The 23,335-nt window shown below is 29.3% G+C and carries 24 protein-coding genes; 20 read left to right on the top strand and 4 right to left on the bottom strand.

Translation table 11 applies throughout. From position 1 onward, the window contains the following. Window positions 1-335 precede the first annotated feature (335 nt). From ASHG_RS08075 to ASHG_RS08045, 8 genes are all read left to right on the top strand, one after another. On the top strand, window positions 336-557 hold the full coding sequence (locus tag ASHG_RS08075) for a FeoA family protein (protein WP_004814786.1): 222 nt from the start codon (window positions 336-338) through the stop codon (window positions 555-557). After that, window positions 557-781, top strand: coding sequence for a FeoA family protein (locus tag ASHG_RS08070; RefSeq protein ID WP_040398775.1), 225 nt, complete (start codon window positions 557-559; stop codon window positions 779-781). Before ASHG_RS08075 ends, ASHG_RS08070 begins: the two co-directional genes overlap by 1 nt. Beyond that, on the top strand, window positions 782-2,932 hold the full coding sequence (feoB, locus tag ASHG_RS08065; protein WP_040398774.1) for a ferrous iron transport protein B: 2,151 nt from the start codon (window positions 782-784) through the stop codon (window positions 2,930-2,932). It abuts the gene before it with no gap. 24 nt (window positions 2,933-2,956) lie between these two features. After that, window positions 2,957-3,148, top strand: a complete 192-nt coding sequence (locus ASHG_RS08935; protein ID WP_244264285.1) for a hypothetical protein — start codon at window positions 2,957-2,959, stop codon at window positions 3,146-3,148. 181 nt (window positions 3,149-3,329) lie between these two features. Further along, window positions 3,330-3,671: a DUF6110 family protein gene (locus tag ASHG_RS08060; protein ID WP_040398773.1), complete on the top strand. Its 342-nt coding sequence runs from the start codon at window positions 3,330-3,332 to the stop codon at window positions 3,669-3,671. 1 nt (window position 3,672) lies between these two features. Then, window positions 3,673-5,745 carry a heavy metal translocating P-type ATPase gene (locus ASHG_RS08055; RefSeq protein ID WP_040398772.1) on the top strand — a complete coding sequence of 691 codons (2,073 nt, stop codon included), beginning with the start codon at window positions 3,673-3,675 and terminating at the stop codon, window positions 5,743-5,745. 194 nt (window positions 5,746-5,939) lie between these two features. Next, window positions 5,940-6,950: a threonine aldolase family protein gene (locus tag ASHG_RS08050; protein WP_040398771.1), complete on the top strand. Its 1,011-nt coding sequence runs from the start codon at window positions 5,940-5,942 to the stop codon at window positions 6,948-6,950. Window positions 6,951-6,954: 4 nt separating this feature from the next. Then, complete coding sequence (locus ASHG_RS08045; protein ID WP_040398770.1) at window positions 6,955-7,836, top strand: radical SAM protein; 882 nt, start codon at window positions 6,955-6,957, stop codon at window positions 7,834-7,836. A 185-nt stretch (window positions 7,837-8,021) separates the two neighbouring features. Here the strand turns inward: ASHG_RS08045 and ASHG_RS08040 are convergent, their stop codons facing one another. Both ASHG_RS08040 and ASHG_RS08035 read right to left on the bottom strand, forming a co-directional pair. Then, a complete protein-coding gene (locus ASHG_RS08040; protein ID WP_040398769.1) occupies window positions 8,022-8,600 on the bottom strand; it encodes an AAA family ATPase in 579 nt (192 codons plus the stop codon). After that, a complete protein-coding gene (locus tag ASHG_RS08035; protein WP_040398768.1) occupies window positions 8,597-9,277 on the bottom strand; it encodes a hypothetical protein in 681 nt (226 codons plus the stop codon). Before ASHG_RS08035 ends, ASHG_RS08040 begins: the two co-directional genes overlap by 4 nt. Window positions 9,278-9,591: 314 nt before the next feature. Between ASHG_RS08035 and gltX the strand changes: the two genes are divergently transcribed. From gltX to ASHG_RS08005, 7 genes are all read left to right on the top strand, one after another. Next, a complete protein-coding gene (gene gltX / locus ASHG_RS08030) occupies window positions 9,592-11,073 on the top strand; it encodes a glutamate--tRNA ligase (RefSeq protein ID WP_040398767.1) in 1,482 nt (493 codons plus the stop codon). 1 nt (window position 11,074) lies between these two features. Beyond that, the gene (gene cysS, locus ASHG_RS08025) at window positions 11,075-12,493 is read left to right on the top strand and encodes a cysteine--tRNA ligase (protein WP_040398766.1); all 1,419 of its coding nucleotides are present in this window, start codon (window positions 11,075-11,077) and stop codon (window positions 12,491-12,493) included. After that, on the top strand, window positions 12,493-13,206 hold the full coding sequence (gene rlmB / locus ASHG_RS08020) for a 23S rRNA (guanosine(2251)-2'-O)-methyltransferase RlmB (protein ID WP_040398765.1): 714 nt from the start codon (window positions 12,493-12,495) through the stop codon (window positions 13,204-13,206). The genes cysS and rlmB overlap by 1 nt, the downstream gene beginning before the upstream one ends. Beyond that, window positions 13,193-13,717, top strand: coding sequence for an NYN domain-containing protein (locus ASHG_RS08015; RefSeq protein WP_040398764.1), 525 nt, complete (start codon window positions 13,193-13,195; stop codon window positions 13,715-13,717). The genes rlmB and ASHG_RS08015 overlap by 14 nt, the downstream gene beginning before the upstream one ends. A 91-nt stretch (window positions 13,718-13,808) precedes the next feature. After that, window positions 13,809-14,810, top strand: a complete 1,002-nt coding sequence (locus tag ASHG_RS08010) for a sigma-70 family RNA polymerase sigma factor (RefSeq protein WP_040398763.1) — start codon at window positions 13,809-13,811, stop codon at window positions 14,808-14,810. 468 nt (window positions 14,811-15,278) lie between these two features. Beyond that, window positions 15,279-15,455: a hypothetical protein gene (locus ASHG_RS09165; protein ID WP_167320530.1), complete on the top strand. Its 177-nt coding sequence runs from the start codon at window positions 15,279-15,281 to the stop codon at window positions 15,453-15,455. Between the two features lie 3 nt (window positions 15,456-15,458). After that, window positions 15,459-15,659, top strand: coding sequence for a hypothetical protein (locus ASHG_RS08005; RefSeq protein ID WP_040398762.1), 201 nt, complete (start codon window positions 15,459-15,461; stop codon window positions 15,657-15,659). Between the two features lie 63 nt (window positions 15,660-15,722). Here the strand turns inward: ASHG_RS08005 and ASHG_RS08000 are convergent, their stop codons facing one another. Next, window positions 15,723-16,745, bottom strand: a complete 1,023-nt coding sequence (locus ASHG_RS08000; RefSeq protein WP_040398761.1) for a PTS sugar transporter subunit IIC — start codon at window positions 16,743-16,745, stop codon at window positions 15,723-15,725. Between the two features lie 302 nt (window positions 16,746-17,047). Between ASHG_RS08000 and ASHG_RS07995 the strand changes: the two genes are divergently transcribed. The 5 genes from ASHG_RS07995 to ASHG_RS07975 all read left to right on the top strand — a co-directional run bounded on the left by ASHG_RS07995 (window position 17,048) and on the right by ASHG_RS07975 (window position 22,552). Beyond that, window positions 17,048-18,211 carry a M20 metallopeptidase family protein gene (locus ASHG_RS07995; RefSeq protein ID WP_040398760.1) on the top strand — a complete coding sequence of 388 codons (1,164 nt, stop codon included), beginning with the start codon at window positions 17,048-17,050 and terminating at the stop codon, window positions 18,209-18,211. Window positions 18,212-18,988: 777 nt separating this feature from the next. Beyond that, window positions 18,989-19,849, top strand: coding sequence for a nucleoside hydrolase (locus tag ASHG_RS07990; protein WP_040398759.1), 861 nt, complete (start codon window positions 18,989-18,991; stop codon window positions 19,847-19,849). Beyond that, a complete protein-coding gene (locus tag ASHG_RS07985; protein WP_040398758.1) occupies window positions 19,846-20,364 on the top strand; it encodes an FUSC family protein in 519 nt (172 codons plus the stop codon). Before ASHG_RS07990 ends, ASHG_RS07985 begins: the two co-directional genes overlap by 4 nt. Before the next feature lie 75 nt (window positions 20,365-20,439). Next, window positions 20,440-21,330, top strand: coding sequence for an ABC transporter ATP-binding protein (locus tag ASHG_RS07980; protein WP_040398757.1), 891 nt, complete (start codon window positions 20,440-20,442; stop codon window positions 21,328-21,330). Then, entirely contained in the window at window positions 21,323-22,552 is a 1,230-nt protein-coding gene (locus ASHG_RS07975; protein WP_040398756.1) for an ABC transporter permease, read from the top strand. Before ASHG_RS07980 ends, ASHG_RS07975 begins: the two co-directional genes overlap by 8 nt. 39 nt (window positions 22,553-22,591) lie before the next feature. Here the strand turns inward: ASHG_RS07975 and ASHG_RS07970 are convergent, their stop codons facing one another. Beyond that, window positions 22,592-23,248 carry a hypothetical protein gene (locus ASHG_RS07970; RefSeq protein ID WP_040398755.1) on the bottom strand — a complete coding sequence of 219 codons (657 nt, stop codon included), beginning with the start codon at window positions 23,246-23,248 and terminating at the stop codon, window positions 22,592-22,594. Window positions 23,249-23,335: the final 87 nt, after the last annotated feature.

Raw genomic sequence — 23,335 nt, 5'->3', positions numbered from 1 at the left:
GGTAAAGCTATACAAATTTTTCCAAACAAAGAAAAAAACAGAAATTTTTTATAAATATTTGTAAAATTAAAAAAGAAAGCCAATATAATGATATTCACTATCATAAATTGGTTGTATAATCGTAAATGAAGATAGTGATAATTTTTATCATTGTTTTTTACATAAACTATTATTAACTCAAATATAATAATTGCCCAGTTTAGCTTAAGCTGGTTTTCTTTTTTTGAGAGATTGTTGATATTGAATATTATTATAAAAAAATCACATTTATAAGCCATTAATTCAAATTTGTTATAGTAATAGTCGAACTAATTAATTATAGAAAGAAGGAACAGATGCCAATTACCTTATTAAATAATGGACAAGAAGCAGAAGTTATAAAAATCAAAGGAGATGATGAGATAAAAACTCACTTATCAAATCTAGGTTTTGTAAAGGGAAAGACAATTAAATTATTTTTCTTTGATGGAGTAAATTATATTATTATGGTTGATAATAGTAAATATGCACTAAACAAAGATTTAGCTAAGAGAATATATGTTAAGGAGATAAATTAATGAAATCTTTAAAAGATGTAGCAGTAGGAGAAAGTGCTGTTATTAAAAAAATTAAAGGAGATGGAGCTACCATAAGAAGAATTATGGATATGGGGATTACAAAAAAAACTGAGATTTATGTAAGAAAAATTGCCCCATTAGGAGATCCTATCCAAGTTAATTTACGTGGTTATGAATTGACTCTTAGAAAAGAAGATGCAAAAAACATAATAGTGGAGGAATAGATGACTTATACGGTTGCTTTAGCTGGTAACCCTAATTCAGGAAAAACCACTCTTTTTAATGAACTTACAGGTTCAAGCCAAAGAGTAGGAAACTGGCCAGGAGTTACAGTTGATAAAAAAGAAGGAAAATTAAAAGGACACAAGGATATTATTATCCAAGATTTACCAGGAATTTATTCACTTTCCCCTTATACAATGGAAGAAGTTGTTTCAAGAGGATATTTGGTTGACCAAAGACCTGATCTTATTGTAAATCTTGTTGATGGATCAAATCTTATAAGAAACTTATATCTTACAAGCCAATTAATTGAACTTGGAATTCCAACAATTATTGCCTTGAATATGATGGATATAGTTAAATCAAACGGCGATGTTATTGATAAAGATAATCTTTCTAAAATTTTAGATTGTCCTGTTGTAGAAATTGTTGCTAACAAAAAACAAGGTACAAAGGACTTAATAAATGAGATTGTAAAATCAGAAAATAAATTATCTTTACCAAATCCTTTAAAATATTCTGGAGAATTAGAAGAAGCTTTGGAAAAAATTTCTAGTGAAATTTCTGGATCTGTTGATTCTAAACTTGAAAGATATTTGTCAATCAAGGCCTTTGAAAATGATGAAGATATGTTTGAAAATATTTCTTTATCAGCTGATAAGAAAGAAAATATTAATAAGATAAGAGAAGATTTTGAAAAAATAGAAGATGACGTAGCTGAAGGTATTGTAACTACTGAAAGATATGAAGCTCTTGGAGAAGTTGGAGAAAAAGTTCTTAAAAAAGCTCCACCAAAGCTTTCAACAACTGATAAAATCGATAAGATAGTTACAAATAGGATTTTGGGACTTCCAATTTTTGCCCTTGTAATGTTTGTTATTTATTATATAGCAATTTCAACTATAGGAACTGGGGCGACTGATGCCGTAAATGGATTTTTTGAAGATACAATGACACCTGCTGTTGCAGATTTTCTAACAAATATTGGAATCAGTGACGTTTTAGTTAGTCTTGCAACAGACGGAATTATATCAGGAGTTGGTGCAGTATTAGGATTCTTACCACAAATGTTAGTATTATTTGCCCAACTTTCAATTCTTGAAGATATAGGATACATGGCAAGAGTTGCCTTTGTAATGGATAGGGTATTTAGAAGATTTGGACTTTCTGGAAAATCATTTATACCAGTTATGATAGGTACAGGATGTTCAGTTCCTGGAATCCAATCATCAAGAACAATCGAAAATGAAAGAGATAGAAGAATTACAATTATAACTACATCTTTTATGCCATGTTCTGCAAAACTTCCAGTAATAGCTTTAATCGCTGGAGCATTTTTCAAAGAAAACCAAGCTTTGGTGACATTTTCATTTTATATAATTGGAATAGTTTCTGTAATAATTTCTGGAATTATTTTAAAGAAATTTAAAGAATTTGCATCAGATCCAGCTCCATTTGTTATGGAACTTCCACCATATCACGCACCAAGAGTTACTTCAGTTTTAAGAGATATGTTTAATAAAGGAATGGCCTTTGTAAAAAGAGCAGGAACAATAATTTTAGTATCATCAATAATTATTTGGTTCTTATCAAACTTCGACTTCTCATTTAAATTGGTAGAAGCTGAATCAGAAAACTCAATACTTGCAGTTTTGGGTGGATATATAGCAGTTTTATTTAAACCATTAGGATTTGGACAATGGCAATCAGCAGTAGCAACAATTACAGGATTCGTTGCAAAAGAAAATGTAGTTTCAACAATGGGTGTTGTTCTTGGAATTGGAGCAGATCTTGATGAAACAAATAGACAATTAATTACAGCTTTCAACCAAGCCATAGGAACACCAGTTGCTGGATATTCATTCTTACTTTTCAATATGCTTTGTATGCCATGTTTCGCAGCAGTTGGAGCTATAAAAACAGAAATGAACAACAATAGATGGACTTTAATTGCAATAGGATATCAAATGACATATGCCTATGCTATTGCCTTTGTTTTCTATCATTTAGCAAACTTCTTTGTTTATAAAGAATTTTCAATTATGACAATACTTTCTTTAATTGTTTTAGCAGCAATCTTATACTTAATATTTAGACCTGTTAAATATAAAGAAGAAAAGAGAACTTATAAATTAAATTTAGCTAGAAAATAGTAAAAAATAGAAAGGGATGATTTTATGAACTTACAATCATGGATATTTTTGCTAGTAATATTGGGCATTTGCTCTTATATAATCTATACAAGATTTATAAAAGAAGGATCAAATTTTGGATGCAAGGATTGTGCACAAAAAAGTTCTTGTTCATCAACTACTTGCCATAGCAAAAAAGAAAAAACAAAAAAGAAATCATGCCCATATTGTGACTGATTGTTTTTTAAAAGGAGGACTTTTGCAAAAAATAAATTTGCGAGGGTCTTCCTTTTAGAATATAAAATTCTCAAGATTTTTTGTATTTTTGCCTTTAATAACTACAGAAATTTTAACTTTTAAAATATAAAAAATTTTGCTAGAATAATACTGATATAATTTTAAATCATAGGAGGAAGAGATGATTAAAGTAAACAAGAAAATTTTAAGTGCAGGCGCAGGAGTATTAGCAGGAGCAATTGGTGGAAAAATTCTTACATCAAAATTTGCAAAAAAAGCTGCAGTAGCTACAGTTCAACAAGGACTAAAGGCTAAGGGAGCAGTCGATAAAACTGTAGAAAATATTAAGCTTACAACTGATGATATTGTTGCAGAAGCTAAGGTTAAAAATGAAATTGAAGAAAGACTTGAAGCTGAAGCAAAGGCAAATCTTGATATTGAAAATGTAGCTAAAAAAGAAGCTGAAGAAAAAATTAAAGAAGAAGTAAAGGAAGAGTTAAAAGAAGAAGCTAAAGAGGATTAGGATGAGAGCGTCTATAAAGGCTAGAACCCTCGGTAGATCTAGGTTTTTGTTTGAAGACTATCTTAAAGATTCTAACGTTAATAAATTAAAGTACAAAATCGAAAAAGTTAAAGGTGTAAAATTTTGTCAAATCTCTACAATTTCAAAATCTATTATAATAAATTATGATGAGGATTATATTGGAGAAATAGCAAGATTTATTCTTGACTTTGATCTAAAATCTTTGGATGATTTTGAAATTGATGATGCAGACTTTATCCCACAAGTTGATAAGTCAATTTTTCATATACTAAGAAATGCAGCATACAAGAGGATAATTTTTGGAAAAATTATGCCAATGCCACTTAGGCCATTTTTTACAATTTTAAGGGCTTATCCTTTCGTAAAAGAAGGGTTAAAATCTTTAAAAAATAGAAAAATGGATGTGGCTCTTTTGGATGCGAGTGCAATTTCAGTTTCAATTGTAACAGGTCAATTTGCAGATGCTGCAAGCATTATGGCCCTTTTATCTTTGGGAGAAGAGCTTGAAGATTATACTTTGAAAAAATCAAGGTTAAATTTAAAATCTTCACTAGCCCTAAATATTGATCAAGTTTTAGTAAAAGATGGGGGCAAAAAAGTCTTTAAACACCTAAAAGAAGTTGAAATTGGTGATTTGATTTATGTTTCTATGGGAACAACAATTCCTGTTGATGGAGAAGTTGTTGAAGGTTTTGGTATGGTTAATGAATCTTCATTTACAGGAGAATCCAAGGCTGTAGAAAAAAATGAAAAATCATCTGTTTTTGCAGGAACAGTCCTTGAAGAGGGAGACCTTCTTGTAAGAAGTAAGAAAAAATATGATGATTCTAGATTAAACCATATTATAAAATTGATTGAAGATAGTGAGAAAAATAAATCCTTGGCACAAATAAAGGCTGAGTCTATGGCAGATTCTTTGGTAAAATATTCCTTTATTGGGGCAGGTTTAACATATTTATTAACTCGTAATTTTATAAAAGCAAAATCATTTTTAATGGTTGATTATTCTTGCGCCCTAAAACTTACAATTCCTATAGCTTATATGAAGGCTATAAGCCAAGCAGGAGATGAAAATATCCTTGTAAAGGGTGGAAAATATTTTGAAAGTATAGCAAAGGCAGATACCATTATTTTTGATAAAACTGGAACTTTGACCAAGTCAGAACCTGAAGTTAAAAGAGTAATTTCTTTTGATATTGATGAAGATGAGGCCTTAAGAATTGCTGCTTGTCTTGAAGAACATTTCCCACATTCTATAGCAAGGGCAGTTGTAAAAAAAGCAAAAGAGAAAAATCTTCACCATGAAGAAATGCACTCTAAGCCAGAATATGTAATGGCTCATGGAATAAAATCTACAATTGATGGAAAACCAGCCTTAATTGGAAGCGAACATTTTATTTTGGAAGATGAAAAAATAAAAATAAGCCCTGACCAAGGCGATTTGATTAATTCTTTAAAAGAAGAATATTCACTTTTATTTATGGCCTTTGACAATAAATTGTTGGCAGTCTTATGTGTTGATGATCCAATTAGAAAAGATGCAAAAGAAACTGTTTCAAAGCTTAGAAAATTAGGCTTTACTCATATCGCAATGCTAACAGGAGATAATGAAAATTCTGCAAGAGCTGTAAGCAAGAAACTTGACCTAGACTTTTACAAATCTCAAGTTCTTCCAGAAGATAAGGAAGAATATATCAAAAAAATGAAAGATATGGGAAGAAAAGTAATTATGATAGGAGATGGAGTTAATGATTCAATCGCCCTATCCCAAGCTGATGTAGGAATTTCAATGTCTAAAGGAGCAGACCTTGCAAAAGAAATTTCCGATGTTTCCATAAAAACTGATTCATTAAAAGAATTAGTTGACCTTGTAAAACTTTCAAAAAGTGTAGATAAAAGAGTTAGAAAGGATTATGAAAGAATAATAGCTTTCAATACCCTATTAATCGGACTAGGCTTGGGTTCATTTATAACAAATACCCAATCAGCCCTCTTGCACAATATATCTACAGTTGCAATAGCAAGCGATAATATGAAAAAATACAAATTTTAAAACCAAAGTTTAATACTTTGGTTTTTTCTTTGGGAAAATTTAATATATTGATTTTATAAATAAATTAAATGGATTATTCTAAATGAAATTATCTTAATTATCTCCCTTATCATTATTAAAAATTTAAAGAATGGAAAAAAACTATGAAAAATGTATGGTAGAAATAAGAAAATCGTTTTTTATAAGGAGAAGATATGTTTAATTTTAGAAATGACTATTCTGATATTTGTTATCCAGAAATTTTAGATTATATAAAAGAAAATCTTGACCAAATAAATCCAGGCTATGGGGTTGATGATCACAGCAAAAACGCTGAGAGATTAATCAAAGAAAAATTAGAAGATGAAAATGTAGATATATATTTTATTCACGGAGGAACAGGAGCAAATATTCTTGGAGCAAGTGTAGGAATGATGGCACAAGAATCCATAATTTCTGCAACAAGTGGCCATATCGAAGACCAAGAATCAGGAGCAATCGAGGCTTGTGGAATAAAAATTGAAACAATTCCAACAGATGACGGTAAAATTACAAAAAAATTATTGGAAGAAAAATATAAATCTTTTACCAACGAACACCACACAGTTCCAAGAAAAGTTTATATATCAAACACAACAGAAGTTGGTACTCTTTATAGTAAAAAAGATTTGGAAGAAATTTACGATTTTTGTAAAAAACATGACTTATATTTATTTATGGACGGGGCAAGGCTTGCTCATGCAATTGCAAATGAAAAATCAGATTTGAAATTTAAAGATTTGACCAAACTTTGCGATATATTTTATTTTGGAGGAACCAAAAACGGTCTGATGTTTGGCGAAGCCCTTGTAATTGTAAATGATAATTTGAAGAAAAATTTTAGAAATTTACAAAAACAAAAGGGAGCCATGCTTGCCAAAGGATTTGTAACAGGAATGATGTTTGAAAGGCTCTTCCAAGATGATTTGTATATAAAAGGAGCAAAAAAAGCCTACAAAATGGCAGAAAAATTAGCTCAAGGCTTTGAAGAAAAAGGCTACAAGCTCGCTTATGAATTTGAATCAAACCAAGTTTTCGTAGAAATTTCAAAAGAAGATATAAAAAAATGGGAAGAATTTACCTATTTTGAAGTTGGAGAAAAAAGAGCAGATAAATTCGTAGCAAGATTTGTAACAACTTACAAAAGCCAAGAAAAAGAAATAGAAGAATTTTTAGAAAGGATTTAGTATTATGCATTACACAGGACAAGTTTATAGACCACCACTTGAGGCCTACACACCACTTTTGGAAGTAACTTACGGCTGTTCCCACAACAAGTGTGCCTTTTGTACTATGTATCATATGACAAATTTTGGAATTTCTCCTTTAAAGGATATAGAAAGTGATATTTTAGAAATTTCCATGACCTATCCAAGGCAAATTGAAAGAATTTATTTATTAAATGGAGATCCTTTTGTTCTTTCGACTCAAAAATTGGTAGAAATTGCCGATTTGATCCACAAATATATCCCAGAAGTAAAAACCATAACATCCTACGCGAGTTTTTATAATTTAAAAAATAAAACAAAGGAAGATTTAAAACTCTTAAGAGAAAAAGGCTATAATGAGCTTTGGTTTGGGGTAGAAACGGGAAATCAAAAAGTTTTAGATTGGCTTGATAAGGGAGCTGACCTTGATGATTATAAAAAAGGCATAGAGAAAATGAAATATGCCAATATGACCTACAATGCCATAGTAATGCAAGGAGTTGCAGGAAATGGAAATTCAATAGAAAACGCAAGAGAAACTGCAAAATTTTTAAACCTTTATCCACCAATAGGAATTTTTATAATGAGTACAGACGTCCAAAGAGGGTCAAAATTATATGAAATGAGAGAAGAAGGAGATTTTAAAGAAACAACAAACAGAGAAAATCTAGAAGAACAAATAGAATTATTAAAAAATCTAGAAGTTCCGGGAAATGTCCTCTACTCATCAGGCCACATAGTAAATCTTGTAAAAGTAACATCTCACATGAGAAACAAAGAAAAAATGATAAAAAAATTAGAAGACGTCATAGAAAATCTAGACGAAAAAATCCTAGATTCAAAAAATATTGGCAGGGCTATTTAAACTCTAGGGTTTAATAGCCTCAGACTGTTGACAAACTAAAATCTGCCAGTTTCGACCGAGTAAAACGAACGGAGAAATCTAATGAGATCTCTCCATGCGTTCGTTTCACTCACTTAGTCGAGATGGGTTTTAGCTTAATTCTATTTTTGAATTAGTAAACTGACTTTGTCTATACTCTGGACTATTTAGACTGTATGGTCTAATAGCCTTATTTTTTTTATATCTTTTTCTTCAAATAATCCCAAATCATAGTGGTTGGTTATTATTATTTTTTTGCCATTTTTGTTTAAATCTTTGATTAAATTTGCTATGTATTTTGCTTTTTCTTTATCAAGTTCATTAAAGGGTTCATCTAATAAGTATAATTTTTTATCAGTAAATAGAAGTAAAATCAAATATAAAAATTTAAATTCTCCACCTGATAGGTGGTAGAGGGTTTTATCGAAATTTTCATTTATAAAATTATTTATGTAAGAATTTTTTCTTATTTTTTCTAGAAGATTTTCATTATTTATTTGGTCAAAAAATTCCACAAAATCTTTTACTTTTACTCTTTCATAAAAAGAAAAATGTTGGCTTAGATAGATTATATCTTTTTTGTCTATATGAGGTTCTATCCTAACCTTATTATCAAAATAAAGGCTATCCAAAAAAAGAGTTTTTCCTGAACCATTTTTGTCGCAAATATAATTTATTTTATCTGAAAAATCTATTCTATTTATTTTGAAAATCAAAGTTTCTATATTAAAAACACTAAACATCATCTACGCTCCTTTGAAAATGGACTGAAATTTTTTATTGAATATAGGGATAAAACACTAGTTAAGACAAATATTAAAATATAAATTCCTATATAGGAAAAATTTTTATCTATTAGGGCATTTATCAATAAAAATATTTGATAAAAAGGATTTATAAGATTGATTTTTGAAGGGCTATTTAAAAGAAAAACTCCGACAAATACGCAAATATCGGTTATAGTTGAAATAGAATTTACGTGGACATCTTTTAAAAGAGTTAGGTTATAAGATAAAAATCCTATATTTATCAAAAGAAAAACTAATACCATATCGTAGGAAAAAAGTTTTAAAAAACTTATTTTAAGAACAAAGCTTGCGCCGATGCAAAATATTAGGCTGCAAAGACTTGCATAAATAATTTGTGATATTAGAAGAGCCCCAAAATATTTTGTTTTTTGATAATTTAGGCCGAAAATAAATTTACACATACCACTTTCTCTTTGTCTTAGGGCCCTTAATCCCACCCCATAAATATAGGAAGTTACTATTATATAGGCACAATAGATTAAAGCTTCATTGATATCAATTTTTTTGTGAGAATTAATAAGCAAAAAAACTAGGGGAAGAATTATTGACCAAAATATAGAAATTTTGTCTTTAAAAATTATCTTGAAGTTGAATTTTATTAGCGATTTTAACATGATATTTTCCTTATAATTTTATTTGAATAAGCAGAAACACTTTCTCGTATTATAACATAAATATATTAGAGGAAAAAATTGAAATAAAATTTAAAAATAAAATTTTTAAAATATAAATCTTTGTAATTGATAATAAATCTTGAAAAAAAATATATTTTATGCTAAAATAAAAGCAGTATTTGGGAGGGAGTGAGTTTTGCACTCCCTTTACTTTTCGTTATTTTTAGATAAATTTATGAAAAGTTTAAAAAAATATAAGTTTATAAATTAGTCAAGATATTATATAATAAAATTAATATTTTTAAGGAGGACTTATGACAGAAACAAGAGTTAGATTTGCACCATCACCAACAGGTTACCTCCACATAGGTGGACTTAGAACAGCACTTTTTAATTACCTTTATGCAAGACATACTGGTGGAAAAATGCTTTTAAGAATTGAAGATACAGATAGAACAAGATTTGTTGAAGGAGCCTTGGAAAATTTATTGAAGACTTTAAAATGGTCAGGAATTGAAATTGACGAAGGCGTTATGCTTGATGAAAATGGGGAAGTTACTGAAAAAGGAGACTTTGGTCCTTATATCCAATCTGATAGGGTTAAGGCTGGAATTTATGATAAATATATAGAAAAATTAATTGAAGAAGGCAAGGCTTATTATTGCTTCTGCTCAAAGGAAAGACTTGATAATTTAAGAGCAAGACAAAAAGCTGATGGTCTTACACCAAAATATGATGGACTTTGCCGTTCACTTACATTGGAAGAAGCAAAAGAAAAAATTGCAAATGGTGAAAAATATACTGTAAGATTAAAACTTCCAAAAGATACAGATATTACTTTTGAAGATAGAATTAAAGGGAAAATCACCTTTAATACAAATGATATGGACGACCAAGTTTTGATAAAAGAAGACGGGTATCCAACATATCACTTTGCAGTAATTGTTGATGATCACGAAATGGGAATTACCCACGTTGTAAGAGGGGATGAATGGATTTCTTCAACTCCAAAACACGTATTTTTATACCAAGCTTTTGGATGGGAAGCTCCAGAATATATCCACCTTCCTACAGTTTTAAATAAAGATCACAAAAAATATTCTAAGAGAAATGGAGATGGAATGGTTGAAGATTTCATCGAAAGAGGATATTTACCAGAAGGACTTATAAATTATTTGGCTCTTTTGGGTTGGTCACCTGATAGTGAAGAAGAAATTTTTACAATGGAAGAACTTGCTGACCAATTTACTTTTGATAGGGTAAATAAAACAGGAGCAGTTTTTGATGTAAGAAAACTTGATTGGGTTAACGGTCATTATGTAAGGGAAATGAGCGTTGAAGATTTGGCAGCTGCAATTAAACCATATTGTATTGAAGCAGGATTTTTCACAGAAGATTATCCAGAAGAAAAATTAAATCTACTTGCAGCTACTTGGCAATCAGCAATTGATAAATTTTCTGATATCAAGGATGAAGCTTATGTTTATTATGTAGATGATAAAGATATGAAATGGACTGATGAAGCAGTTGAAGCTATAAAGACAGATGAGGCTAAAACTTTATTTGATGCCTTTATTGGAAAACTTGAAGAAGTTGATGAAGTTAGTCTAGATTTTGCAAAAACCATAATGAAATCAATCCAAAAAGAAACAGGAATAAAAGGAAAGAATTTATGGTTCCCAGTTAGGGCAGGACTTACAGGAAATGTTCATGGCCCAGAACTTGTAAATGCCTTTGTTATTATGGGCAAGGAAAAAATGATCGAAAGATTAAATTACGTTAAGGAAAATTTTTAAGATGAAAATATATAATACATTCACAAGACAAAAAGAAGATTTCAAAACAATCGATGAAAATAAGGTAAGAATGTATGTATGCGGCCCAACAGTTTATGATTATATGCACATAGGAAATGCCCGTCCTTTGGTAATTTTTGATACAATGAGAAGATATTTAAAATATCTAGGAAATGATGTAAAATACGTAGTAAATTTTACAGATGTTGATGATAAAATTATAAACAAGGCCATAAAAGATAATATATCAACTAAAGAAGTTACAGATAAGTATATAAAAGCTTATATGGAAGATGCAAAAGACTTAAATCTTGATGAAGAGGATACTATCCACCCAAAAGCTACAGAAACTATGGATGATATTATAGAATTTGTAAAAGAATTGGTAGATAAGGATTGTGCCTATGAATCTGATGGAGATGTTTATTTTGATATTTCAAAAGCAAAAGACTATGGCCATCTTTCAGGAAAAAACATTGAAGATTTAAGAGAAGGCGCATCAAATAGATTAGATGATAAGGATAAGGGCAAAAAAAGAAATCCTATGGATTTTACCCTTTGGAAAAAAGCAAAAAAAGAAGGAGAAATTTCTTGGGATTCTCCTTGGGGCAAGGGTAGACCGGGCTGGCATATAGAATGTTCAACCATGAGCAAAAAATTATTGGGAGAGACAATCGACCTTCACGCTGGTGGAGAAGATTTACAATTTCCTCACCACGAAAATGAAATTGCCCAATCAGAAACAAGATCAGGCAAAAAATTTGCAAATTATTGGATGCACAACGGAATGATCCAAGTTGATGGAACAAAAATGAGCAAATCTTTGGGCAATTTCTTTACCCTCCACGATATCAAAAAAGAATATGACCTAATGGTTGTAAGATTTTGGCTATTATCTGCAGGTTATAGACTTCCAATAAATTTCACAAGAGAAATAATAGAGCAAGCAAAAAATTCCCTAGAAAGATTAAACAATGCCAAATTTAGGATGGATGATCTTTTAGAAAAGGCAAGTGGAAATTTAAAAGATGAAGAAAAAGATTTGCTAAAAGAGCTTGATAATTTTGAAAATAATTTTAGAAAAGTAATGGATGATGATTTAAACACTGCAGATGCCTTTACAGTTTTATTTGAAATTTCAAAATTTGCCAATACCAAACTAGATTCAAATTCTTCAAAAGAATTTGTAGAAAAAACAAGAGATTTATTCATAAAACTTGAAGATGTGCTTGGGATAGAAAATAGGAAAAAAACAGACGATTCCCTTGATGAAGATTTGATAAATGAATTAATTGATCAAAGAAAAGAAGCAAAAAAAGCAAAAGATTTTGCAAAGGCTGATGAGATTCGTGACAAACTTTCTGATATGGGAATTATAATTAAGGATACCAGAGAAGGAACCAAGTGGGAGCTTAAATAATGGCAAGCATATATGGAAGAAAATCTGTACTTGAAACCATTGATGCAGGGGAAAATATAAAAAAAGCCCACATCCTTGATAACAAGGGTAAAAATCACAAGTTAATTGATAAGATTATAAATAAATTAGAAGATAAAAATGTGCCAATATTTTATGAGGACAAGGATTATTTTTCAAGAATTTCTGGCAACCACCAAGGTGTAGAAATCGAAGTAGAAGATTACAAATACAAGGACCTGGATGATTTAAAAGATAAAAAAAGGCTAATGATTTTAGATCAAATAGAAGATCCACACAATCTTGGTGCAATAATTAGAAGTGCAGAGGCCTTTGGTTTTGATGGAATAGTTATTTCAGAAAGAAGATCTGCCAAAGTAAATTCAACAGTATATAAGACAAGTGCTGGAGCAATCAACAACATAGACATAGCCATGGTTAAAAATATAAATAGGGCCATAAAAGAAATAAAAGAAGAAAATTTTTGGGTTTATGGATTAGCTGGAGAAGCTGATGGCGATATTACCCAAACAGATCTTACAGGAAAAATCGCCCTAGTTGTTGGTAATGAAGGAAAGGGACTTTCAAGACTTGTAAGAGAAAATTGCGATGGACTAATAAAAATACCCATGCTTGGCAAAATAAATTCATTAAACGCATCGGTAGCAAGTGCAATCGCAATCTATGAAAGTCTAAGACAAAATGGCTTTAACTAAAAAAAATATAACCTATGTTGATGGCTATAACATAATAAACTCTTGGCCTGACTTAAATCATATAAAAGAAAATTCCCTAGAGCTTGCTCGTGAAAAATTAATAGACGAGATGGCAGAATATGCCTCTCTTTCAAACGAAAAAGTGGTCGTAGTTTTTGATGCCTACAATTCTGATGGTGAAAAAGAAAATATATTTGAAAAATTAGGAGTAGAGATTGTCTATACCAAAAAATTTCAAACGGCTGACACCTACATCGAAAAAATGACCAACCAATACGCCCGTCGCCACAATGTAAAAGTTGTAACCGACGATGGGCAAGTCCAATCACTTGCCTTTGAAAGAGGAGCAAGTAGGATTACTGCCCTTGAGCTTAGGAATGATCTTTTAAATAAAAGGGTAAAAATAAAAAGAAGTCAAAAAAAAGACTTTTCAAATAATTTCAAGCAATTTCCCTTATCAGATAATATAATAAAAAAACTTGACGATATAAAAAAAGACTTGGAAAAATAAATGGTAAAGGTAGATAAATTCAATTTATAAAAATTCAAATCATTTTTATAAGAACTTGGCTGCTTAGGCAGACCAAATTTATGGTGGTTATATGGATAAAATAAATTTTAATGATGAAGAAATCTTTGAAAAATTTAAAGATTTCTTTGACGAAGAAGATATTGATCAAAAAGGGGCTGAAAAATTATATAAAGGCCTAACAGAAGATGAAAAAGAAGAATTTGATCAATACTTAGAAGACGAAAAATTAGAAGAAAACGAAGAAGAAAATATACAAAAAATAAAAAATTCCCTAGTGGCAAAAAAAAGAAGTGATATAATTAGGCTTTCTGATTTGTCAAATGAGCAAATTGTAGAACAATTTCAACAAGGAAATCAAAACGCCCTTGGGGCCTTGGTAGATAAAAACCAAGGACTTGTAAGAAGTAGAGCCTCATACTTTTATCGTTCACATGGAAACGATCTTGAACTAGAAGACTTAGTTCAATCTGGAATGCTTGGAATGATAAGAGCTGCAGAAAAATTTGATTTAAGCTTGGGATACAAATTTACAACCTACGCCTACAAGTGGATTGACAAGGCAATAAGAAAAGCAATCAATAAAGAAGGGCATACAATAAGAATACCAGCTGGAAAATATTTGAAATTAAACAAATTAAAACAAATATTAAAAGCAAATCCAGAAGCAAGTGAAGAAGAATTATACAAGATTTTAAAACAAGAAGGAATAGACAAAAAACAAGCTGATGATTTATTCCTAATAAACAGAAATCAAGTAAATTCAACAAGCCTAAATATAAATTTAGACTCAGAAGACTCAACAGGTGATGAGCTAATGGATATGGTAGGAGATGATTCAATCCCAGTAGACGATCAAATCCTAAAAAAAGATATGGAAGATTTCCTAATGAAGGCTCTAGACCAATTATCAGATAGAGAAAAACAAATAATAATCTATAGATACGGACTAGATAGCGAAAAACCAAAAACATTGGAAGAAATAGGAACAATATACAATCTATCTAGAGAAAGAATCAGACAAATAGAAAACCAAGCCCTAGGAAAACTAAAACAATACAGCGATCAAGATTAGATAAATATTAAAAACGTGCCAGTTGCACGTTTTTAATAATTACCCCGCGGAGTCAAACAGAGAATTACAAAAAGCAAAATAAAATAATATGCTAAATCATTACAAAAAGAATGATAATTAGCAGATAAATAGCTTAAAAAGGTCCCTATATGGACGTTTTTAATATTTATCCTACGGAGAAAAACGAAGAAATAAATTAAGAAAAACAAAGTAATAAGCTAATTTATTAAAAAATGAATGTTAATTTAGCGTGTAAATTAGCTTAAAAATATGCCAGTAGCACTATTTTAATATTTACCCCTCAGACTAAAGAAAAGAAGAAAATTTTTAAAAATAAAAGATAAATTACTTATCTAAAAAATATTAAACGTTTGAACAATCTTATATCGGGTAAGTCTTTAATAGGATGTTGTTACGGTAAAATAATTTTGAGATTATTTTATAGAAAATAAAGGAGATGACTATTTTATGAAAAATCCTTTAAATGAAACATTAACAGTAATGGGTGGAGTTTTTCTAATAACTTTAATTTTAAATCTAATCTTAGATATTGATTTTTATAACACAAATGCAAGTATAAGTTACTTTGCTTTTGCTATTGTATATTTTTGTATAAAAAAATTTACAGGAAAAAATAGAGATTAATCTATGATAGATTTAATTTTTATTATTTTGACTGTATTTTCAGTTTTATTTGTAGCTTACCAAGCTGAAAAAAATAAGAAAAAAAGTAAAAAGACTTTAAAATATAAAATATCAAAATTTGTTGCAAATATATTAAATTTTGTAATATTTTTAGATTTTTCTGATGTAAATAATTTAATAAATAATATAGAAGATGACAAATAAAAAAATGGACTATGTAAATTATATGCATAGTCCATTTTTAAATTTGATAAAGTATTTGAATGTTTATTTAGAAAAATCCAATTTCATATCCCCATCTTTTATCCAGCCTATTTTTTTAACGAAATAATAAATTATTAATGAAACTAGGGCTGGTAAAATTATATGCATGATTATTATTGTTGATAATAATTTAAAAAATGGGATGGAGCTCATTGCTGTGAAGGTTGAAATTTGTCCTACCAAACCGCATGTTCCCATGCCAGCTCCTATTGGGGAATTTTCAAGTTTAAATATTATTGTTGAAAATGGTCCAAGTATTGCTGATGCGAGGGTTGGTGGGATTAATATTTTTGGATTTCTCATTATATTTGGCATTTGTAACATGCTTGTTCCAAGTCCTTGGGCAATTAAGCCTTGGGTTTTGTTTTCTTTAAATGAAGTTACTGCAAAGCCAATCATTTGGCAACAGCAACCAACTGTTGCAGCTCCTGCAGCAAGACCTGAAAGGCTTATGGTCATACAAAGAGCAGCTGATGAAATTGGAAAGGTTAAAGCTATTCCTACAATTACTGAAACAATTATTCCCATGATAAAGGGTTTTTGTTTGGTTGCATCCATTATTATAATTCCGATTTTTGTCATTAGAGCTTGGATAAAAGGTCCAACTAAATTTGCTATAAATACTCCAACTAAAACTGTAACAATTGGGGTTAGTACTATGTCAATTTTTGTTTCTTTTGAAATTATTTTTGCAATTTCTACAGAAATTAAGGTCGCTATAAAAACTCCCATGGGGCCGCCCAATTTATTTGCGGCAAGTCCTACTATTGTTGATGAAAATAAAATTAATCTGTCAGCATTTAGGGCGTAGGCAATCGAAACTGCTATTGCAGGGCCGGTTGCTTCTTGGGCAAGGGGCCAGATAGTTTTAGATAAAAAGTCAATTCCAAAGGAGTTTCCAATTGTATTTAATATTGTCCCTACCAAAAGTGTTGCGAAAAGTCCAAAGGCCATTGATCCTAAGGCATCAATAAAATAAACTTTTGCCGATAAACTTATTCCTTTTCTTTTTAAAAATTTTTTCATTTCTCCCTCCTAAAATTCTTTAAATACAATTTTATATTATAAATAAATATTTGTAAATATTCGTGAAATTTGTCTATTTTTTTATAAATATTTAGATAATTTGTATTTTATCAAACTATTATGTGGACAAACTATATTAAAATAATGGGAAAAATTAAGCTAATAGTTTTTTTTATTTAAAGATAAAAATAGGGTATAAATATTAAGGAATAAAAATCTCATTATTATGTCTTTTTTATTGCTAACAAAAAGTCTTTTAAAAAAGCTTTTTGTATTTTAAAAGAAAAGAAAGGATGATATTTATGACAAATTATTTTAAAGAAGCAGAAGAATTCAAAAATGAATTAGTTAAAAATCGTAGACATATACATGAAAATCCAGAATTGGGTTTAGCCTTACCTCAAACTAAGGAATTTGTAATAAAAAATTTAAAAGAAATCGGGGCTGAAATAAAAGAGGTTGGAGAAAGTGGGGTTCAAGCTACTATCAAAGGAGAAAAGGGTCCTGGTAAAAGAATTTTAATTAGGGCAGATATGGACGCTCTTCCAATGGATGAAGAAAGCGGCCTAGATTTTTCATCAAAAAATAAGGGGGTAGCCCACACTTGTGGACATGATCTTCATACATCTATTGGCCTTATTAGTGCAAAATTACTAGCAAAACACAAAAAAGATTTTAAGGGCGAGGTAAGATTTATGTTTCAACCTGCTGAAGAAATTTTTAAGGGATCAAAGATGATGATTGAAGAAGGTGTACTTGATGGGGTTGATGTTGCACTTGCCCTTCACACAAACCTAACTCATGAGGCTGGATCAGTTTCTTATTATGAAGGATATATGGCAACAAGTTGTGATAATTTTAAAGTTACAATTAAGGGTCAAGGAGGACATGGTGGTTATCCTCACACAACAAAAGATCCTATTAATGCAGGAGTTATGATTTATCAACAATTTAATCAACTTATAAGTCGTGATGCAAATCCTTCAAAACATACAACTTTAACATTTGGACAATTTTCTTCAGGTTCAAATTCAAATATTATTCCTGATACAGCAATTTTACAAGGAACTATGAGAACTTATGACCCAGAAATTAGGGAAAAATTATTAAAAAGAATTGATGAAATTGTAGAAGGAGTTTCAAAGGCAAGTGAATGTGAAGTTAATTTGGAATATTTTGCCTCAGTTCCTTCACTTTATTCAGATCCAGACCTTACAAAAGAGCTTGTTGAATATGTAGAAAAATCATCTGATATTGAAATGATTTCTGGAGAAAGACTAATGGCAAGTGAGGATATGGCCTTTGTTTCAAGAAAAGTTCCTACAGTTTATTTCCTACTAAATTCAAAAGTTCCAGGAAATGATTATTCTCACCACAGTCCAAAAGTAGATTTTTCAGAGGATGCCATGCCAATAGGTGTAGGTTTATTTTTGACAAGTGCTATTAATTGGTTAAATAATAATTAATTTTTATAGGCTAAGTTTATTAGCCTATTTTTTATTTATCTAAGTTACAGAATTTATCTTATAAATTTAAGCTATGAGATCTCTCGGCTACTAAAACCCATTTGCTTTGCAAAATTTTTCGTATTTTCCAATAGTTTTAGGGATAAATGTGGCAAATCAGAGCATATTTATCGGCTCAAGATGGGTAATTTGCTCTTGGGTTTAGTTTTGAAGAATGTTTTGATTGATTTATTAAAATCTTTTTGTATTTATTGACTTTAAATATGTAAGAAAAATAAACCGAATAATTTAAACTTTAGCTTAAAACTATATATACAAATCCCCCATTTCGACCGAACGAAGTGAGTGGAGAGATTTCTTTTGTTTGGTTTATATTTTAATTTTTGATTTCTTTAGTAATTCCAATGAATTTTTGAATTATTCGCATTACTTAAGCAATGAGATCTCTCGGCTTGGCTCGAGATGGGTGACTTTAGGAATGAGTTTATTTCTGAAGGATGTTTTTTTTGATTATTTAAATTTTAAAATTTTATATTTTTATTAATTACTGATTTAAATATTTAAGAAAATCTAATCCTACAATTCAAACTTTAGCTTAAATCATATTTACGTATTACCCATCTTGACCTTGTGGAGAGATCTCTTTTGTTTAGTTTATTTTTTTAATTTTTGATTTCTTTAGTAATTCAAATAATTTTTTTATTTCTTTAATCCTTAAATTTTATCAATAGAAAAATTCCTTTATATTAGTATAATTTTTATTAAAGGAAGTGAATTATGGAAAAGGAAAAACCATTTGTTTATATAGATACTAATTTTAGTTTATCAGAAATTTTGATGTTAAAGCTTGCTTTTAATTCTAATGAGTTTGAGATTGTTGGGATTTCTAGCGTAAATTCTTTCATGGATGCAAAAAGTGCCGCTTTAAATATCTTGTCTATGACTTGTATGGAAGATTTAATTTTACCAATTTGTGAGGGGTCATCTTCTAATTTGAAAAATCAAGAAATTTTGACTAGGGGAGAAAATTCTGTGATTTTTGATAAAGAAGATGACTACTTGTCAGAAGAAGATCCTGAAGATTTTCTTTATAATTTAGCAAGAGATTGCGGAAGGCTTGATATTATTGCAACAGGTCCTCTTACAAATATAGGAAAAGCTATAGAAAAATATGATGATTTTGTAGATTATATAGACCATATTTTTATTTTAGGATCAAATTTTTCATCTGGTGATATTACTAAATCTTCAGAATTTAATTTTTTTACAGATCCAAAGGCTGCAAATATTGTTTTAAAAGAAAACATTGATACTTTTATTTTGCCAATAGATCTTTCAAATTCTTTGTCTTTGCCAGATAAGATTTTGAAAAAAACATATTCTGATTCAGTTTTAAATAAAATAAAAGAAATTTATAAGATGTATCCAAAAAATGAAAGGGAATTGAAGGCAGCTATTTTGCTTTACATGGTAGTAAAACCTCAAGCCTTTATTTTTGAAGAAAAATCTATCAATGTAAACGAAGAGTTTGATAGGGGAGCTATTAGTGAAATAAATTCTAAAAATAAAAAATACGTGGCAAATAGAGTAAATGATCAAACATTCTTTGACTTTTTATTAAATAGGTTAGAAATATGAATTTTAAAAGACCTGGACAAAGAATTTTTAAAACTTCTTTAGCAGTTTTTTTGTCATTTACTATTTCGCATTTTAGGTCAGCTAGTGCTCTTCCATTTTACTCAGCTATTGCTGCAATAATTTGTACTAAAAATGATGTGACAGATTCTATTGATATTGGGCTAAATAGAATTTTGGGGACTTTTATTGGTGGTTTTGTTGGTTTTTTATATCTTTTGTTTGTAAAGAAAAATCTTACAAATGAAATAGAAGAGTATTTTTTGCTCTCTGTAATTATGGCATTTTTAATTTGGCTAGTTTCTTCATTAGAAAAACCTAATGCAATTTCTATAATGTGTATAGTCTTGGCATCGGTGTCAATTAATCATGCAGGAGAAAATTTTGGGGCAATTGATTTTGCAGTAAACAGGGTTTTTGATACCTTGGTCGGAGTTTTAGTTGCCATTTTAGTTAATTCAATAGATTTTGAAATTTTAAAATTTATAAAGTTTGAAAAACAGAAAGATAAGGAATAATTTCTTATCTTTTTTTATTACAATTTGTATGTTAAAATAATCATGAATAGGTTTTTACAAAATTAAGGAGCATTTATGCTAAAAGTAGATAAGCTAAGTAAAAGTTTTGGCGATCTTGATGCTTTAAAAAGAGTAGATTTTGAAGTAAAAGATGGGGAACTTTTTGGAGTTATAGGCCAAAATGGTGCAGGAAAATCGACCCTATTTAGATGTATAATGAACTTTTATACAAAATATGAAGGTAATATTACTTATAATGGCAAGAAATTTTCAAAAGTTCCTTTAGAAAAAATTGGTTTTTTGCCAGAGGAAAGATCTTTAGATCCTAAAAGAAAAGTTGAAGATCAAATTAGATATTTTGCAAAATTAAATAAAATGGAAAAAATTTCAGATCAAAAATTAAAAGAATGGTTTGATTATTTTGAAATTGATGGAAAATTATCATCAAAAATAAAAGAGCTTTCCAAAGGAAACCAACAAAAAGTTCAACTTCTATGTGCTTTAATTTATAAACCAGAATTTGTTATTTTGGATGAGCCATTTTCAGGTCTTGATCCATATAATATTAGACTTTTGGAAAAAATAATTAAAGATGTAAACAAAGAAGGAACAACAATTATGTTCTCATCTCACAATATGGAAAATGTGGAAAGTCTTTGCAAAAAATTAATCATGTTAAAAAAAGGAAATATAGTTTTAAACGGATCTCCTCAAGAAATCAGAAATTCTTATGAAAGGAATAAATTAGTTGTTGAATCAAGCGAGGATTTGTTTTTCCTAAATGACGAAAATATTGAAATGATTTCACAAGATGGAGATAAATGGACTTTTATTTTAAAAGAAGAGGATTATGCTAAGATAATTTTCAAAAAAATTGTCGATAGTATAGGTTTTGTTCCATATTTTGACCAATCACCTCCAACATTAAATGAAATTTTTGCAAGAAAGGTGGAAGAAAATGAATAGATTTATGACTGTATCTATTGATACCTTAAAAAAACATCTAAAATCTGGTTCTTTTTGGGTTATGGTTCTTATGCCTTTTATAATGGCAGTAATTATTGGAATAGTTTCTTATATTTCCTATTCAACCAAGACTCCTGACACAATTGCTATTGTAAGTGAGGAGAAATATAAGGAAAATTTCCAAAATAATCCTATGGTAGATTTTGAATTTAAGGAAAAAAATGAGGCCAAAAAAGCCCTTGATGATAAGGAAATTTCAGCTTACCTTGAAGTGAAAAATAAAGATGGACTTTTAAATTTTGATTATTATGGAGATACAACAGCAAAAACCCCAATGCTTGTTATAAATTCTTTGGCAGAGTCCATGCAAAGAAAAGAAAACTTGAAAAATTCAAATATAAATGCCAAGCAAAATGCAATAATTAGCCAAAAACCTCAAGTTAAGCTTCATGAAATAAAAGATAATCTAAAAAATCCTGGAAATATGGTTGCTCTATTTGCTACAATTTTTGTTATGTATTTTGTATTAATTTTTTATTCACAAATAATAATGCAAGATATAGCAATAGAAAAGGGATCAAAAATGCTTGAATTTATTTTCTCATCAGTAAGGGCAGGAACTTATATGGCAGGAAAAATTTTTGGAACTATCCTTGCCATGCTCGTTCATTTTGGCATATATTTAATTTTGGGACTTGTAGGATTTGCTATAATTAAATTTACAGGTTTTTATGATAAGATAAGTTCAATGTTAGATTTAAATATTTCTGATTTATTCAAGGGAATAAACACAAACTTGGTTATTGAAATAGTTTTATTTATGGTTTTGGGATTGATTTTATATATAATCCTTTCAGCCATGCTTGGATCTTTGGTACAAAAACAAGAAGACGCTGGAAAAATGGCAACACCAATTATGCTAATAATAATGTTTTGCTATTTTATTTCAACATCATTTGTAGGAAGCGAACCAAATTTATTTATAAAAATACTTTCATATATTCCATTCTTATCAACATTTTTCATGCCAATGAGATTGATTTACGAAAATGCAAGTCTTTTCCAAGGAATGATTTCCCTAGTAATTTTATTGCTTGGAATAATTCTAATGTATATAGTTGCTGCAAGAGTATATAAGAAAAACATTCTAAATTATTCAACAAACAAATTATTTGGAAGAGGAAAAAAATTAAAAATTAAAAAAATAAAAAATAATAGATAAAAAAGAGCAAGTTTATTCTTGCTCTTTTTAAACTCTGATTTATTTTTTGTAAATCCTATAATTAATTCCACCAACAAGGTCTACTCCATAAGGGGAATTATGGAAATATCCCTTCAAAAATTCATATCTAAATTCATGGTATGGGGATTTTTCTTCTTTTAATTCAAAACCATTTTTATTAATTTCAAAAGCTTCGTGGTGATCGTGACTGTGGCCTCCTTCACAAGTATTTGAAAGAGAATCATCTGGATTTATAAAATCTTTGAAATATTTTTCGTGAGTATTTACATTTGTAATTAAAAATAAATCTCCATTTTCATCGATTGTTGCAGAAAGTCCGTTATCACAAGGCATTCCATCAAGCATCATTGTATTTAAATCCTCAAAAATTTCATTATAATTAGAGAAATTTTTTCCATCTGCTTGTTTTTTTCCAAATTCAAATAACTTTTCTTTTGTGTCTTGACTATTTTTTATTGCATAGGCAAGTCTATTTTCAACAACATCAATTTTTGAATCAAGCCAACCGTGAATATTTTCTTGGTCGATTAAATTTTCCAAATTATCTGTTGAAACAGGGGAAATTTTTTCATCGATTTCTTTTGTATTTCCATCCAAAATAAAATTTGTTATTTTATCTTGAAACTTTATCTTATCATACATCATAAAATGTATTGGTCCTAAAAATTCACTCATTTAAAACTCCTTTAAACTATTTTAAATTCATTATATTAAAAAAATAAATAAAATTCTGTAACCCATGTTACATTCTAATATTTTACG

Source organism: Anaerococcus senegalensis JC48 (genome assembly GCF_000321005.1).
GTDB classification, from domain to species: Bacteria; Bacillota; Clostridia; order Tissierellales; family Peptoniphilaceae; genus Anaerococcus; species Anaerococcus senegalensis.
The sequence above is the reverse complement of the archived record's forward strand: the minus strand, read 5'-3'. Positions and strand labels throughout refer to the sequence as shown.